A 15,802-nucleotide genomic window follows, 5' to 3' on the forward strand; every position below is an offset into this window, starting at 1 on the left:
TACTAATAGATCGAGGACTTAACCATATAATATGTAGCAAATGTTATCTAGTTTTGAAGGAATATGCCTTCAATAGTTTGGTGATGATGGCAGAGAGGTCACACCCGTTCCCATACCGAACACGGAAGTTAAGCTCTCTAGCGCCGATGGTAGTTGGGACCTTGTCCCTGTGAGAGTAGGACGTCGCCAAGCAAAAACCTAAGTCGTTTCGACTTAGGTTTTTTTGTGTTTATTTTTATTTACCGAATGTTATAATCCATAAATTTAATAACGCTAAAGACGAAAAAAGAATGAAATAGAGACTGTTTAAAATAATAGCAATGATTTTTTGTGTTCCGGATTTTCCTAATGCCGCTAAAGTAATACTTAAAATAGGACACATTATTTCTATCATAAGTATATATTTTAAATAATGAGATGCTATAAATAAGTATTAAATAATTACAACAATTACTGCGATAGAAAAAATAAATAGGATAATAGCGTAGTTCTTTCTTTCACGTTTATCCTCCTTAGAAATTAAATCGTTATAATAAAAGTTCTATTGATGTGTAGAATACAAGATTGTACATATTGTGATTTAAAACATACTGAAGTACTATATAAATGATTATAAGTAAATAGATCTCTAGAAATATATATTCTAATTCCCTTTTCTTCTTGCATATAGTTGCAATTCTTCTTTTGAATATAACTAAAACACGAACGTTATTGACTACTAATAAAAAAACATTCGATTATTTATTGACATCGTTTATGAAATATTGTTAATATAGCCATAGAAACAATAATATAAGACCTCATATAATCGCGGGGATATGGCCTGCAAGTCTCTACCTAACGACCGTTATTCGTTAGACTATGAGGGAAAGTCACTCGGTATTTTTCTATTCACAAGGGATACGTATGCCTGAGTAGAGCGCTTTCTCTCATAGTAAAAGAGAAACTGTTCTATTTCAGGCTTTTTTTATTTGAATCGGGGGGATTCTAATATGAAATCACTAGTTGGAGTCATAATGGGAAGTACATCAGACTGGGAAACAATGAAATATGCTTGTGACATTTTAGATGAATTAAATATACCGTATGAGAAAAAAGTTGTATCCGCTCATCGGACTCCGGATTATATGTTTGAATATGCAGAGACGGCTCGTGAACGTGGATTGAAAGTTATTATTGCTGGAGCTGGTGGAGCAGCACATTTACCAGGAATGGTTGCAGCGAAGACAAATCTTCCTGTAATTGGAGTTCCAGTTCAATCAAAAGCATTAAACGGCTTAGATTCATTATTATCCATCGTCCAAATGCCAGGAGGTGTTCCAGTTGCAACTGTTGCAATTGGTAAAGCCGGTTCAACGAATGCTGGATTACTTGCTGCACAAATACTTGGATCATTTCATGATGATATACATGATGCATTAGAATTGAGACGAGAAGCGATTGAAAAAGATGTGCGTGAAGGTAGTGAGCTAGTATGACGAGAATCATTTTACCTGGAAAAACAATCGGCATTATTGGAGGCGGCCAGCTAGGAAGAATGATGGCATTGGCAGCCAAGGAGATGGGATATAAAATTGCTGTTTTAGATCCTACAAAGCATTCACCATGTGCACAAGTTGCTGATATTGAAATTGTTGCACCGTATGACGATTTAAAGGCAATTCAGCATTTAGCAGAGATAAGTGATGTTGTCACATATGAATTTGAGAATATTGATTATAGATGTTTACAATGGCTTGAAAAACATGCTTACTTGCCACAAGGTAGTCAGTTGTTAAATAAAACGCAAAATCGTTTTACAGAAAAGAATGCAATTGAGAAGGCTGGGTTACCAGTAGCAACGTATAGATTAGTTCAAAATCAAGATCAGCTTACAGTAGCAATTGCTGAGTTATCATTCCCTTCCGTCTTAAAAACGACGACAGGTGGATATGATGGGAAAGGGCAAGTTGTTTTAAGAAGTGAGGCTGATGTTGAGACAGCAAGAGATCTTGTGGATAAAGCAGAGTGTATTTTAGAGAAATGGGTGCCTTTTGAAAAAGAAGTATCCGTTATTGTGATTCGTAGTGTAAGTGGTGAAACGAAAGTATTTCCGGTAGCGGAAAACATTCATGTAAATAACATTTTGCATGAATCTATCGTTCCAGCTCGTATTACAGAAGAGCTTTCTCAAAAAGCAATTGCTTATGCAAAGGTACTTGCGGATGAATTAAAACTTGTGGGAACACTAGCTGTAGAGATGTTTGCTACAGCTAATGGTGAGATTTACATTAATGAATTAGCACCAAGACCTCACAATTCAGGACACTATACACAGGATGCATGTGAAACGAGCCAATTTGGTCAACATATTCGAGCAATCTGTAATTTACCTCTAGGAGAAACAAATTTGTTAAAACCAGTTGTCATGGTAAACATTTTAGGCGAACATATAGAAGGGGTCCTAAGACAAGTGAATAGATTAACCGGGTGCTATTTACACTTGTATGGAAAAGAAGAAGCAAAAGCACAGCGAAAAATGGGGCATGTTAATATTTTAAATGATAATATTGAAGTCGCTCTAGAAAAAGCGAAGAGTTTGCATATTTGGGACCATCAAGAACAACTGTTGGAGGGAAAAAGATGATTAGTCGTTATACACGCCCTGAAATGGGTGCGATTTGGACGGAAGAGAACAAATTTAAAGCGTGGTTAGAAGTTGAGATTTTAGCTTGTGAAGCATGGGCTGAGCTTGGCGATATTCCAAAAGAAGATGTTAAAAAAATTCGTGAACATGCATCATTTGATATTGATCGTATTTATGAAATTGAAAAAGAAACACGTCATGACGTAGTTGCATTCACTCGTGCTGTATCAGAAACGCCAGCACTAGGCGAAGAACGTAAATGGGTTCATTACGGTTTAACATCTACAGATGTAGTAGATACAGCATTATCTTACATCTTAAAACAAGCGAATGAAATTATATTAAAAGACTTAGAGAACTTTGTAAGCATTTTAGCTAACAAAGCGAAAGAGCATAAATACACAATCATGATGGGAAGAACACACGGTGTTCATGCAGAACCAACAACATTCGGTTTAAAACTTGGTCTTTGGTATGAAGAGATGAAACGTAACGTAGAGCGTTTCAAACAAGCTGCTGATACAGTTCGTGTTGGTAAACTATCTGGTGCGGTTGGTACATATGCAAATATCGATCCATTCGTAGAAAAATATGTTTGTGAAAATCTAGGATTAGAAGCAGCATCAATTTCAACACAAACATTGCAACGTGATCGTCACGCACACTACATGTCAGCACTTGCATTAATCGCAACATCTATCGAAAAGATGGCAGTTGAGATTCGTGGCTTACAAAAGAGTGAAACACGTGAAGTTGAAGAAGCTTTCGCAAAAGGCCAAAAAGGTTCTTCTGCAATGCCACATAAGCGTAATCCAATTGGATCTGAAAATATGACTGGTTTAGCTCGTGTTATCCGCGGTTATATGATGACAGCTTATGAGAATGTTCCATTGTGGCATGAGCGTGACATTTCTCACTCTTCAGCAGAACGCGTAATTTTACCAGATGCTACAATCGCATTAAATTACATGTTAAATCGCTTTGGTAATATCGTTAAAAACTTAACTGTATACCCAGAGAATATGAAACGCAATATGACAAGAACATACGGCTTAATTTATTCTCAGCGCGTAATGCTTACACTAATCGACAAAGGTATGGTACGTGAAGAAGCTTATGATATCGTACAGCCTAAAGCGATGGAAGCTTGGGAAACACAAGTACAATTTAAAGAGCTTGTAGAAGCTGATGAGCGTATTACAAGCAAGTTAACACAAGAAGAAATTAATGAATGCTTCAACTATGAGCATCATATGCAACACGTTGATACAATCTTTGAACGCCTTGGATTAAACGAAGCGTAAAATTTCATATGGCACAGAATAGAGTCATTCTGTGCCATTCTTTATAAAAACATTATTCACATTTTTCAAACTACAGGGGGCTTGCGAAATGCAAAAGCTAGAATTGCTGTATGAAGGTAAGGCAAAAAGAATTTATCGTACAGAATCAGCAGATATGGTTTGGGTAGAGTACAAAGATAGTGCGACTGCTTTCAATGGGGAGAAAAAAGAGACGATTACAGGAAAAGGTCGTTTGAACAATGAAATTACAACTTTATTGTTCAGAAAGTTACAAGAAGTAGGAATTAAAACACATTTTGTTGAGAAGTTATCTGAAACAGAACAACTTGTTAAAAAAGTGAGTATTATTCCTTTAGAAGTTGTCACAAGAAATGTAATTGCAGGAAGTCTTTCAAAACGATTAGGAATGGAAGAGGGAACTGTACTTGCAGAACCAATCGTAGAATTTTACTTCAAAGATGATGATTTAGGAGATCCGCTTGTAACGGAAGATCATATTCGTGTATTAAATGTTGCATCGCCAGAGCAAGTAAGCGTATTACGAGATATGGCTCTACAAATCAATCAAGTGTTGATTGATCATTTCGCAAGCTGTCGTGTAAGATTAGTAGATTTCAAATTAGAGTTTGGTGTAACGGAAGAAGGAGAAATCATTTTAGCGGATGAAATTTCACCAGATACTTGCCGTTTATGGGATGAAACGAGCAATGAAAAGTTTGATAAAGACGTATTCCGTCGCGATCTTGGAAATTTAACAGATGCTTATGAAGAGATTTTAAAACGTTTAGGGGGAATTTCACATGTATAAAGTTAAGGTATATGTAACATTAAGAGAAAGCGTATTAGATCCACAAGGAACAGCAGTAAAAGGAGCACTTCATAGTCTTTCATTCACAGAAGTACAAGATGTTCGAATCGGAAAGTACATGGAACTAACAATTGATAAATCTGTATCTGATTTAGATAGCAAGGTAAAGGAAATGTGTGAAAAACTATTAGCGAACGTTGTAATGGAAGACTTCCGTTATGAAGTTGAGGAGGTTGTCGCACAGTGAAATTTGCCGTAATAGTATTTCCGGGTTCGAACTGTGATGTCGATATGTTCCATGCAATTAAAGATGAGCTTGGCGAAGAAGTAGATTACGTTTGGCACGATACAGAGAATCTAGATGAATATGATGCAATTCTACTACCAGGTGGATTTTCTTATGGTGACTACTTACGCTGCGGTGCTATCTCTCGCTTTGCTAATGCAATGAAAGCAGTGCAAAAAGCTGCTGAGCAAGGAAAGCCGATTTTAGGTGTATGTAATGGATTCCAGATTCTTGTTGAATCAGGATTACTACCAGGAGCGTTAATGAGAAACGAAAACTTAAAATTTATGTGTCGCACTGTTCAGTTGCGTGTTGAAAATAATGAAACGATGTTTACATCACAATATGGAAAAGATGAAGTAATTAATATTCCAATCGCGCATGGTGAGGGGAATTACTATTGTGATGAAGCGACGCTTAAACAATTAGAAGAGAACAATCAAATCGCATTCCGTTACGTAGAAAACCCTAACGGTAGCGTTTCAGATATTGCTGGTATTGTAAATGAAAAAGGAAATGTACTTGGTATGATGCCACACCCAGAGCGTGCTGTAGATGAATTACTTGGCGGTGCTGAAGGGTTAAAAGTCTTTCAATCTATCTTAAAACAGTGGAGGGAAACATATGTCGTTAATGCTTGAACCAAATCCAACACAAATTAAAGAAGAGCGTATATATGCGGAAATGGGGCTAACAGACGAAGAGTTTGCCATGGTTGAAAAGATTTTAGGTCGTCTGCCAAATTATACAGAAACAGGGTTATTCTCTGTAATGTGGTCTGAACATTGTAGTTATAAAAATTCGAAACCAGTTCTTCGTAAGTTTCCAACTACAGGTGAGCGCGTTCTGCAAGGACCTGGAGAAGGTGCTGGAATTGTAGATATCGGTGATAATCAAGCAGTTGTATTTAAAATGGAAAGTCATAACCATCCTTCAGCTATTGAACCATATCAAGGAGCTGCAACAGGTGTTGGTGGTATTATTCGTGACGTATTCTCTATGGGAGCACGCCCGGTAGCTCTATTAAACTCACTTCGTTTCGGTGAATTACAGTCACCACGTGTGAAATATTTATTCGAAGAAGTAGTAGCAGGAATTGCAGGATACGGTAACTGCATCGGTATTCCGACTGTTGGCGGCGAAGTACAATTTGATCCATGTTATGAAGGAAATCCACTTGTAAATGCAATGTGCGTAGGTTTGATTAACCACGAAGACATTAAAAAAGGGCAAGCGCACGGTGCTGGTAACACAGTAATGTACGTAGGAGCATCAACTGGTCGTGACGGTATTCACGGTGCAACATTCGCGTCGGAAGAACTATCTGAAAGCTCAGAAGCGAAACGTCCAGCGGTTCAAGTAGGGGATCCATTTATGGAAAAACTTCTTATTGAAGCGTGTTTAGAATTAATTCAATCCGATGCACTTGTTGGAATTCAAGATATGGGTGCGGCTGGTTTAACATCATCATCTGCAGAAATGGCAAGTAAAGCAGGAATGGGTATTGAAATGTACTTAGATGATGTACCACAGCGTGAAACAGGAATGACACCATATGAAATGATGCTATCTGAATCACAAGAGCGTATGTTAATTGTCGTGAAAAAAGGTAGAGAACAAGAAATAGTAGATTTATTTGAGAAGTATGGTCTTGCAGCGGTTACGATGGGGAAAGTAACAGAAGATAAAATGCTTCGTTTATTCCATAAAGGTGAAAAGGTAGCTGAAGTTCCAGCAGATGCTTTAGCAGAAGAAGCACCAATTTATCATAAGCCATCAAAAGAAGCAGCATACTTTGCTGAATTCCAAGCAATGAAAATGGAAACGCCAAAAGTAGAAAATTATAAAGAAACGTTATTCGCTTTATTACAGCAACCAACAATTGCAAGTAAAGAGTGGGTATACGATCAATACGATTACCAAGTTCGCACAAGCACAGTTGTTACGCCAGGTTCAGATGCTGCAGTTGTACGTGTACGCGGTACAGAAAAAGGATTAGCAATGACGACAGATTGTAACTCTCGCTACATTTATCTAGACCCAGAGATGGGCGGTAAAATTGCAGTAGCAGAGGCAGCGCGTAATATCGTATGTTCTGGCGGAGAGCCACTTGCAATTACAGATTGCTTAAACTTCGGGAACCCAGAAAAACCAGAAATCTTCTGGCAGATTGAGAAATCAGTAGACGGTATGAGTGAAGCTTGTCGCACATTACAAACACCAGTTATCGGCGGAAACGTATCGATGTATAACGAGCGTAGTGGTGAAGCTGTATATCCAACACCAACTGTTGGGATGGTCGGACTTGTGCATGACTTAAAACATGTAACAACACAAGAGTTTAAGCAAGCTGGTGATTTAGTGTATGTAATTGGTGAGACGAAAGCCGAGTTTGGCGGAAGTGAATTACAGAAAATGATTCACGGCAAAATTTTCGGTCAATCACCAAGTATCGATCTAGATGTAGAATTAAAACGCCAAAAACAAGTATTAGAAGCAATTCAAGCTGGTCTTGTTCAATCTGCACATGATGTTGCTGAGGGTGGTTTAGCAGTTGCAATTTCAGAAAGTGCAATTGGTGCTAACGGCTTAGGTGCTACTGTGAAATTAGATGGAGAAGCAACAGCAGCATTATTCGCTGAATCACAGTCTCGCTTCGTGATAACTGTAAAACGTGAAAATAAAGAGGCGTTTGAGAAAGCGGTAGAAGCAACCCAAGTTGGAGAAGTAACAAGTACAAATGAAGTAACAATTCATAATGAAGAAAATGAAGTATTACTTACAGCAAATGTAGATGAAATGAGAAAGGCTTGGAAAGGGGCAATCCCATGCTTGCTGAAATAAAGGGGTTAAACGAAGAATGTGGCGTTTTCGGAATTTGGGGGCATGAAAATGCAGCACAAGTTTCATACTACGGATTGCACAGTTTACAGCACCGTGGGCAAGAAGGCGCAGGCATTGTCGTAAATAATGGGGAAAAAATCGTCGGTCACAAGGGGTTAGGTTTAATATCAGAAGTGTTTTCAAGAGGTGAGTTAGAAGGATTAAATGGAAAATCAGCAATCGGACATGTACGATATGCAACAGCTGGTGGAAGTGAAGTTGCTAACGTTCAACCATTGTTGTTCCGTTTTTCCGATCATAGTATGGCGTTAGCTCATAACGGAAATTTAATTAACGCAAAAATGCTTCGTCGTGAATTAGAAGCAGAGGGAAGTATTTTTCAAACTAGTTCAGATACAGAAGTACTTTTACATCTTATTAAACGTAGTACGAAAAACTCTTTAATTGAAAGTGTAAAAGAGGCTCTGAATAAAGTGAAAGGTGCGTTTGCGTATCTTTTACTAACTGGAAATGAAATGATCGTTGCGTTAGATCCAAATGGATTCCGTCCGCTTTCAATTGGAAAGATGGGGGATGCTTACGTTGTAGCATCTGAAACATGTGCTTTTGATGTAGTAGGTGCAACATACATTCGCGATGTAGAACCTGGTGAATTACTTATCATTAATGATGAAGGAATTCACGTAGATCGTTTCACAAACGATGTAGAACATGCGATTTGTAGTATGGAATATATTTACTTTGCACGACCAGATTCTAATATTGCTGGTGTTAACGTTCATGCAGCGCGTAAAAATATGGGAAAACGTTTAGCAGCGGAAGCTCCTATTGAAGCGGATGTTGTTACTGGTGTACCAGACTCTAGTATTTCAGCTGCGATTGGCTATGCGGAGGCAACAGGCATTCCGTATGAATTAGGATTAATAAAAAATCGTTACGTTGGACGTACTTTTATCCAGCCTTCTCAAGAACTGCGTGAGCAAGGGGTTAAGATGAAGCTTTCCGCAGTAAGAGGTGTGGTTGAGGGGAAACGAGTTGTTATGATTGATGACTCTATCGTAAGAGGAACGACAAGTAAACGAATTGTTCGTATGCTTCGTGAAGCTGGAGCGACAGAAGTTCACGTAAGAATCGCTTCACCACCTCTTAAGTATCCATGTTTCTATGGCATTGATATTCAAACGAGAAAAGAATTAATTGCAGCAAATAATACAGTAGAAGAAATCCGTGAAATGATCGGAGCAGATTCTTTAACATTTTTAAGCGAAGATGGATTAGTAGATGCAATTGGGCGTCCATATGAAGGGAAATATGGCGGTCTATGTATGGCTTACTTTAATGGGGACTATCCAACAGCTCTTTATGATTATGAGCAAGAGCTTTTAGAAAGTATGAAATAAGAAAAGTGAAAAAAGCTTCTACTTCTTTTGATGTAGAAGCTAGCTCCTTTCTTAAAATAGCCCGCCCTGGATGGGGAGAAATTAAAAGACGAGGTGTAAATAACGATGGCGAATGCATATAAGCAAGCAGGAGTAGATATTGAAGCTGGATATGAAGCGGTATCTCGCATGAAAAAACACGTACAAACAACTATGAGAAAAGAAGTACTAGGCGGTTTAGGCGGTTTTGGAGGTATGTTTGATCTATCAAAATTTGCATTAGAAGAACCTGTATTAGTATCTGGAACAGATGGCGTGGGAACGAAATTGATGCTCGCTTTTATGGCAGATAAACATGACACAATTGGTATTGATGCAGTAGCAATGTGTGTAAATGATATTGTTGTCCAAGGAGCAGAGCCGCTTTTCTTCCTTGATTATATTGCTTGTGGTAAAGCTGAACCTAGTAAAATTGAAAACATCGTCAAAGGTATATCAGAGGGCTGTCGCCAAGCTGGTTGTGCATTAATCGGTGGAGAAACAGCTGAAATGCCAGGAATGTATTCTACGGAAGAATATGATTTAGCTGGTTTTACAGTTGGGATTGTTGATAAAAAGAAAATTGTAACAGGTGAAAAGATTGAAGCTGGTCACGTGCTAATTGGCTTAGCATCTAGCGGTATTCATAGCAATGGTTACTCTTTAGTACGAAAAGTGTTACTAGAAGATGGAGAACTATCTTTAGAGCGTATTTATGGACGCTTAGAACTACCTCTTGGTGAAGAATTATTAAAACCAACGAAAATTTATGTCAAACCTATTTTAGAACTATTGAAGAAGCATGAAGTATACGGTATGGCGCATATTACAGGGGGCGGATTTATTGAAAATATCCCACGTATGTTGCCAGAAGGAATTGGTGCTGAGATTGAACTAGGATCTTGGAAAATTCAGCCGATCTTCCATTTGCTTCAAGAAGTTGGGAAACTGGAAGAGAAAGAAATGTTCAATATTTTTAACATGGGTATTGGTATGGTAGTAGCAGTGAAGGAAGAAGATGCAAAAGATGTTGTTCGTCTTCTTGAAGAGCAAGGAGAAACGGCTCGTATTATTGGACGTACTATACAAGGAGCTGGCGTTACTTTTAATGGGGGCACAGCACTATGAGTAGATTAGCAGTTTTTGCTTCTGGAAGCGGATCTAACTTTCAATCTCTCGTTAATGCGGTAGAAGAAAAAAGATTGGATGCAGAAATTAGTTTATTAGTATGTGATAAACCAGAAGCACGCGCTGTTGGACGGGCAAATTATCATCATATTCCGTGTTTCGCTTTTTCAGCGAAAGCATATGAGTCCAAAGAAGCGTTTGAAAAAGAGATATTAAAGAAGCTAGAAGAATATGAAATTGATTATATTCTTTTAGCTGGATATATGCGTTTAATTGGGCCGACGTTACTAGAAGCATACAGCGGAAAGATTATTAATATTCATCCATCATTACTACCGAGCTTTCCGGGTAAAGATGCTGTCGGTCAAGCGTTAGAAGCAGGTGTGAAAGTAACTGGAGTAACAATTCATTATGTAGATGCAGGTATGGATACAGGGCCAATTATTGCGCAAGAAGCAGTGGTTGTTTCTGAAGGGGATACGAGAGAAAGCTTACAAAAGAAAATTCAACAAGTTGAACATAAATTATACGTAAATACAGTGAATCAAATTGTTCAGTCTGTGAAAGAAGCAACTGTTAACTAACATACAACCAGGGGTGAAGGATAAATGAAAAAGCGTGCATTAGTAAGTGTTTCAGATAAAACAGGAGTAGTAGAATTTGTTAAAGGGTTACTAGAGCAAGGGATTGAAGTTATTTCAACAGGTGGTACGAAAAAGTTACTAGAAGAAAACGGCTTACAAGTAATTGGTATTTCTGAAGTAACTGGTTTCCCTGAAATTATGGATGGTCGTGTGAAAACTTTACATCCAAATATTCATGGTGGTCTATTAGCAGTTCGTGATAATGAAACACATGTAGCGCAAATGAATGAATTAGGTATTCAAGCAATTGATTTTGTTGTTGTTAACTTATACCCATTTAAAGAAACAATCGCTAAGCCTGATGTAACATTTGCTGATGCAATTGAAAATATTGATATCGGTGGCCCGACAATGATTCGCTCTGCTGCGAAAAATCATAAATTCGTATCTGTAATTGTAGATCCAGTAGATTATGATATTGTGTTAGCAGAACTGAAAGAGAACGATGAAGTAGCAGAGGAAACGAAACGTAAACTAGCAGCGAAAGTATTCCGTCATACAGCAGCGTATGATGCGTTAATTTCTAACTACTTAACAGAGCAAATGGGTGAAGAAAGTCCAGAAACATTAACTGTGACATTTGAGAAAAAGCAAGACTTACGTTATGGCGAGAACCCACATCAAAAAGCAACTTTCTATAAAGCGCCATTCGCAGCAACTTCTTCTGTTGCATACGCAGAACAATTACACGGTAAAGAATTATCGTATAACAATATTAATGATGCAGACGCAGCGCTTAGCATCGTAAAAGAATTTACAGAACCAGCAGTAGTAGCGGTAAAACATATGAATCCATGTGGTGTTGGAGTAGGAACTGATATTCACGAAGCATATACTCGTGCTTATGAAGCAGATCCAATATCAATCTTCGGCGGTATTATTGCAGCAAATCGTGAAATTGATAAAGCTACAGCAGAAAAGTTACATGAAATTTTCTTAGAAATTGTTATCGCACCTTCGTTCTCGCAAGAAGCTTTAGAAGTGTTGCAAAGTAAGAAGAACTTACGCTTACTAACTGTAAATATTGAAAAAGCGAAAAGTGCAAGCAAAAAACTAACTTCTGTACAAGGTGGACTTCTCGTTCAAGAGGAAGATACGTTATCATTAGATGAAAGTACAATTTCAATTCCAACGAAACGTGAACCTTCAGAGCAAGAATGGAAAGATTTAAAACTAGCTTGGAAAGTTGTAAAACATGTGAAATCAAATGCAATTGTTTTAGCGAAAGATGACATGACAATTGGTGTCGGTGCGGGACAGATGAACCGTGTAGGTTCTGCAAAAATCGCGATTACACAAGCTGGTGAAAAAGCACAAGGTAGCGCGCTTGCATCTGATGCTTTCTTCCCAATGCCAGATACATTAGAAGAAGCAGCAAAAGCGGGAATTACAGCAATCATTCAACCAGGCGGATCAATCCGTGATGAAGATTCTATTAAAGTGGCAGATACGTATGGGATTGCTATGGTGTTCACTGGCGTACGTCATTTCAAACACTAATAGAGGATTTTTAAGATAACCTTCGCATGTCGTCGTTGCAATGCCAGCGCGGTACTCATGTAGGAAAGCTACACTCCGTGTCCTCCTGGCAAATGCGCCTAGACCTGCTCGGTTCTCTTAATCCTCCTTTTTAAACCTTTATTGAGATGGATGTTTAAAAAGTCCGGTCAAGATAACCTTTTATTGATATGAAAAAGCAAACTAGGAGCATAGCTTCTAGTTTGTACTTATTTAATTATTGGGGGATGAAATATGAATGTTTTAGTAATTGGCCGCGGTGGGCGTGAGCATGCTTTAGCTTGGAAGTTTGCACAATCTGAAAAAGTAGAAAAGGTGTATGTAGCACCAGGTAATGAAGGTATGCGAGATGTTGCAACACCAGTTGATATTGATGAAAATGATTTTGATGCATTAGTCTTATTTGCAAAAGAGAATAATGTGGAATTAACTTTCGTTGGGCCAGAAATTCCACTTATGAATGGAATTGTTGATCGTTTTAAAGAAGAGGGACTTCGTGTATTTGGTCCGAATAAAGCGGCTGCTGTTATTGAAGGTAGTAAAGCTTTTACAAAAGAGCTTATGAAAAAGTATGATATTCCAACTGCGGCGTACGAAACTTTTACAGATTATGAAGAAGCAGTACAGTACATTCAAAAAGTTGGTGCACCAATCGTTATTAAAGCTGACGGCTTAGCTGCTGGTAAAGGGGTAACAGTAGCAATGACGCTTGAAGAGGCATTACAAGCTGTGAAAGAAATGCTGCAAGATGTGAAATTCGGCGCGGCAAGTAAGAAGGTCGTTATTGAAGAGTTTTTAGATGGACAAGAATTTTCATTAATGGCATTCGTGAATGGAACAACTGTACATCCAATGGTAATCGCCCAAGATCATAAAAGAGCTTTTGATGGTGATAAAGGTCCAAATACGGGCGGAATGGGTGCATATTCTCCAGTACCACAAATTCCAGAATCAGCAGTTCAAGAAGCGATTGAAACAGTATTACATCCAACTGCTAAAGCGATGATTGAAGAAAATCGTTCATTTACAGGCATTTTATATGCAGGTCTTATTTTAACAAATGATGGTCCAAAGGTAATTGAATTTAATGCACGCTTTGGTGATCCTGAAACAGAAGTTGTATTACCTCGCTTAGAAAACGATTTAGTTGATGTATGTAACGCTGTATTAGATGAGAGTGAGATAACGTTACAATGGTCAGAAAAAGCGGTAATTGGTGTTGTACTTGCTTCTAAAGGATACCCAGAAGCATATAAAAAAGGTGATATTATTAGCGGACTAGATGCACTGCAAGATGTGATTGTTTTCCATGCAGGTACAGCAATGAAACATGGGGACTTTGTAACGAACGGTGGCCGTGTATTATTTGTTGCTTGTAAGGCAAATAGTTTACAAGAAGCAAAAGATAAAGTATATAAAGAAATCGGTAAAATTGAGAGTGATGGTCTATTTTATCGAAGTGATATAGGATATCGTGCAATTGGGCATGAGATGACGAGAAGTTAATATGTAAAAATCCCGCTGAGGAATCAGCGGGATTTTTTATTCATCTTTATCTTTTTTTAATTTCCCTTTTTGCTTTGCCATTTCTCGAAGTAAATACTCGATGTGTGCATTGACGCTACGAAACTCATCATTTGCCCATTTTTCGATGACTGCGTGTAATTCAGGATCAATACGTAATGGAAAGCTTTTCTTTTTAGCCATAATTACTTATAGCCCTTAGTATAGGCTTCCTGTATTAATAACGGGTTGCGCACCTTTATCTGAAACGATGGCAACTAATAAGTTGTTTACCATATTTGCTTTACGCTCGTCATCGAGTTCCAGTACGCCTTCTTCATCTAACATATGGATTGAATCTTTGGCCATCTTCACAGCACCTTCAACAATTTCTTTTCTAGCAGCTAATACTGCTTTTGCTTGTTGACGTTGTAGCATTGCATGGGCAATTTCTGTTGCGTAAGCTAAATGCGTTAAACGAGTTTCCAATACTTCTACACCAGCAATTTCAAGACGTGCCTCTAACTCACGTTTTAATTCTTCAGAGATTTCTTCAGTATTTCCGCGTAACGTAATGCAAGTTTCATCTTGGAAATTGTCATAAGGATATTTTGTTGCGACGTGGCGGATTGCCGTTTCGCTTTGAATTTCTACAAATCGATCGTAATGTTCAACACCGAACATTGCTTTTGCAGAATCAACTACTTTATATACGATAACAGCTGCAATTTCAATCGGATTTCCCTCAACATCGTTTACTTTTAATTTCTTACTATTAAAGTTTTCAACACGTAACGATACAGTTTGACGGAATGCGAACGGAATCGTTAAAAATAAACCGTTTTGACGAATTGTTCCTAAATAATTACCAAAGAACGTAATAACTTTCGCTTGATTCGGTTGAACAATCCCGATACCCGTAGCGAGAATTGCGGCTAATACAATAGTTAGTGCTGCTCCTATAAAAATTTCTTGTGCAAGGAAAAATACACCGATAGCCGCTAAAATCAAAATTCCAATAATACCGAGAAAACCATTTACATAAAATACTTGTTTTTCTTTCATATAATCGCCTCCTGATATAAAAATGATATCACTTTTATATCATTTTAAGCAAGAGGTATGCACCTAATTTTCTGAATTTTATTGATTGATATCTTTTATGTACATTTTAAGCTTAAAAAAGGGAATGTACGTTCTGTTTTTATGGTAAAATAAAGAAGACTTAACCGCCCACTGCAGCAGCTAAGTCCCTTTGAGAGCATCTTGCATTGTGACAAATGATTCAAAGCGGTTTTGCCAGGATTATTTCTTCAATCGCTGACTCAATCTCTTTGTCAGAAGCGTCATAACTTCCTTTTGACTTTGGCTTGTCATGAGAGGAAGTTTGATTTACTTCTTCTTTAGCATGTCCTTTTTCAGTAAAATTCATGCTAGGCATTTTAAATGCACCCATATTCATGTATTTTCCAAACTTCCACGCTTCAACAATAGGGCAGAAGCGAACAATTCCCTCTGCAACTTTCATTGCACCAATCCATAGAAAAATGTTAGACCAAGTGCACCATGGCTTGCGTACAAGTTTAGTTGCACTACACCCGAAGAGGACAAGCCCAAGTGTAATTCGAATTAGAGCGTTTATTGTCCCGATGTTTTGCTTCATTAGAAAAACACTCCTTTTTATGAAAATTGAAATAGTAAATACTACTTCTCTTATTAGTAT

General features: G+C 37.9%; 15 protein-coding genes, 1 rRNA gene, 1 pseudogene and 1 riboswitch. Of the genes and pseudogenes, 13 read left to right on the forward strand and 4 right to left on the reverse strand.

From position 1 onward, the window contains the following. Window positions 1-76 precede the first annotated feature (76 nt). Window positions 77-192, forward strand: a 5S ribosomal RNA gene (gene rrf / locus JFU02_RS20795). A 43-nt stretch (window positions 193-235) separates the two neighbouring features. On the opposite strand, the pseudogene JFU02_RS32625 reads toward rrf, so the two are convergent. After that, a pseudogene (locus JFU02_RS32625) lies at window positions 236-501 on the reverse strand (hypothetical protein). 279 nt (window positions 502-780) lie between these two features. After that, a riboswitch (purine riboswitch) is annotated at window positions 781-882 on the forward strand. A gap of 110 nt (window positions 883-992) precedes the next feature. Between JFU02_RS32625 and purE the strand changes: the two are divergent. The 12 genes from purE (at window position 993) to purD (ending at window position 14,082) form a co-directional block, all read left to right on the forward strand. Further along, window positions 993-1,478 carry a 5-(carboxyamino)imidazole ribonucleotide mutase gene (gene purE, locus JFU02_RS20800; RefSeq protein WP_000839367.1) on the forward strand — a complete coding sequence of 162 codons (486 nt, stop codon included), beginning with the start codon at window positions 993-995 and terminating at the stop codon, window positions 1,476-1,478. Next, window positions 1,475-2,626, forward strand: a complete 1,152-nt coding sequence (gene purK / locus JFU02_RS20805) for a 5-(carboxyamino)imidazole ribonucleotide synthase (RefSeq protein WP_201071544.1) — start codon at window positions 1,475-1,477, stop codon at window positions 2,624-2,626. The genes purE and purK overlap by 4 nt, the downstream gene beginning before the upstream one ends. After that, window positions 2,623-3,930, forward strand: a complete 1,308-nt coding sequence (gene purB, locus JFU02_RS20810; RefSeq protein ID WP_201071547.1) for an adenylosuccinate lyase — start codon at window positions 2,623-2,625, stop codon at window positions 3,928-3,930. The genes purK and purB overlap by 4 nt, the downstream gene beginning before the upstream one ends. Before the next feature lie 88 nt (window positions 3,931-4,018). Next, window positions 4,019-4,738: a phosphoribosylaminoimidazolesuccinocarboxamide synthase gene (gene purC / locus JFU02_RS20815; protein WP_001170544.1), complete on the forward strand. Its 720-nt coding sequence runs from the start codon at window positions 4,019-4,021 to the stop codon at window positions 4,736-4,738. Next, complete coding sequence (gene purS, locus JFU02_RS20820) at window positions 4,731-4,985, forward strand: phosphoribosylformylglycinamidine synthase subunit PurS (protein ID WP_000278823.1); 255 nt, start codon at window positions 4,731-4,733, stop codon at window positions 4,983-4,985. Before purC ends, purS begins: the two co-directional genes overlap by 8 nt. Beyond that, complete coding sequence (purQ, locus tag JFU02_RS20825; RefSeq protein ID WP_000666787.1) at window positions 4,982-5,665, forward strand: phosphoribosylformylglycinamidine synthase subunit PurQ; 684 nt, start codon at window positions 4,982-4,984, stop codon at window positions 5,663-5,665. The genes purS and purQ overlap by 4 nt, the downstream gene beginning before the upstream one ends. Then, on the forward strand, window positions 5,649-7,868 hold the full coding sequence (purL, locus tag JFU02_RS20830; RefSeq protein ID WP_098285889.1) for a phosphoribosylformylglycinamidine synthase II: 2,220 nt from the start codon (window positions 5,649-5,651) through the stop codon (window positions 7,866-7,868). Before purQ ends, purL begins: the two co-directional genes overlap by 17 nt. Beyond that, window positions 7,853-9,268: an amidophosphoribosyltransferase gene (gene purF / locus JFU02_RS20835; protein ID WP_098223530.1), complete on the forward strand. Its 1,416-nt coding sequence runs from the start codon at window positions 7,853-7,855 to the stop codon at window positions 9,266-9,268. The genes purL and purF overlap by 16 nt, the downstream gene beginning before the upstream one ends. A 105-nt stretch (window positions 9,269-9,373) precedes the next feature. Beyond that, window positions 9,374-10,414 (forward strand): phosphoribosylformylglycinamidine cyclo-ligase, encoded by a 1,041-nt coding sequence (gene purM / locus JFU02_RS20840; protein ID WP_001262441.1) that lies wholly within the window; start codon window positions 9,374-9,376, stop codon window positions 10,412-10,414. Then, window positions 10,411-10,998, forward strand: a complete 588-nt coding sequence (purN, locus tag JFU02_RS20845; protein ID WP_061666173.1) for a phosphoribosylglycinamide formyltransferase — start codon at window positions 10,411-10,413, stop codon at window positions 10,996-10,998. Before purM ends, purN begins: the two co-directional genes overlap by 4 nt. A 24-nt stretch (window positions 10,999-11,022) precedes the next feature. Further along, window positions 11,023-12,558, forward strand: coding sequence for a bifunctional phosphoribosylaminoimidazolecarboxamide formyltransferase/IMP cyclohydrolase (purH, locus tag JFU02_RS20850; RefSeq protein WP_097960404.1), 1,536 nt, complete (start codon window positions 11,023-11,025; stop codon window positions 12,556-12,558). A gap of 252 nt (window positions 12,559-12,810) precedes the next feature. After that, the gene (gene purD / locus JFU02_RS20855; protein ID WP_061666175.1) at window positions 12,811-14,082 is read left to right on the forward strand and encodes a phosphoribosylamine--glycine ligase; all 1,272 of its coding nucleotides are present in this window, start codon (window positions 12,811-12,813) and stop codon (window positions 14,080-14,082) included. A gap of 36 nt (window positions 14,083-14,118) precedes the next feature. Here the strand turns inward: purD and JFU02_RS20860 are convergent, their stop codons facing one another. From JFU02_RS20860 to JFU02_RS20870, 3 genes are all read right to left on the reverse strand, one after another. Then, the gene (locus JFU02_RS20860; RefSeq protein ID WP_001085172.1) at window positions 14,119-14,283 is read right to left on the reverse strand and encodes a type II toxin-antitoxin system antitoxin; all 165 of its coding nucleotides are present in this window, start codon (window positions 14,281-14,283) and stop codon (window positions 14,119-14,121) included. 15 nt (window positions 14,284-14,298) lie between these two features. After that, the gene (locus JFU02_RS20865; RefSeq protein WP_000660674.1) at window positions 14,299-15,144 is read right to left on the reverse strand and encodes an SPFH domain-containing protein; all 846 of its coding nucleotides are present in this window, start codon (window positions 15,142-15,144) and stop codon (window positions 14,299-14,301) included. Between the two features lie 220 nt (window positions 15,145-15,364). After that, a complete protein-coding gene (locus JFU02_RS20870) occupies window positions 15,365-15,742 on the reverse strand; it encodes a YgaP family membrane protein (protein ID WP_000812342.1) in 378 nt (125 codons plus the stop codon). Between the last annotated feature and the right edge of the window lie 60 nt (window positions 15,743-15,802).

It is taken from the genome of Bacillus sp. TH13, from assembly GCF_016651175.1.
GTDB lineage: Bacteria > Bacillota > Bacilli > Bacillales > Bacillaceae_G > Bacillus_A > Bacillus_A thuringiensis_S.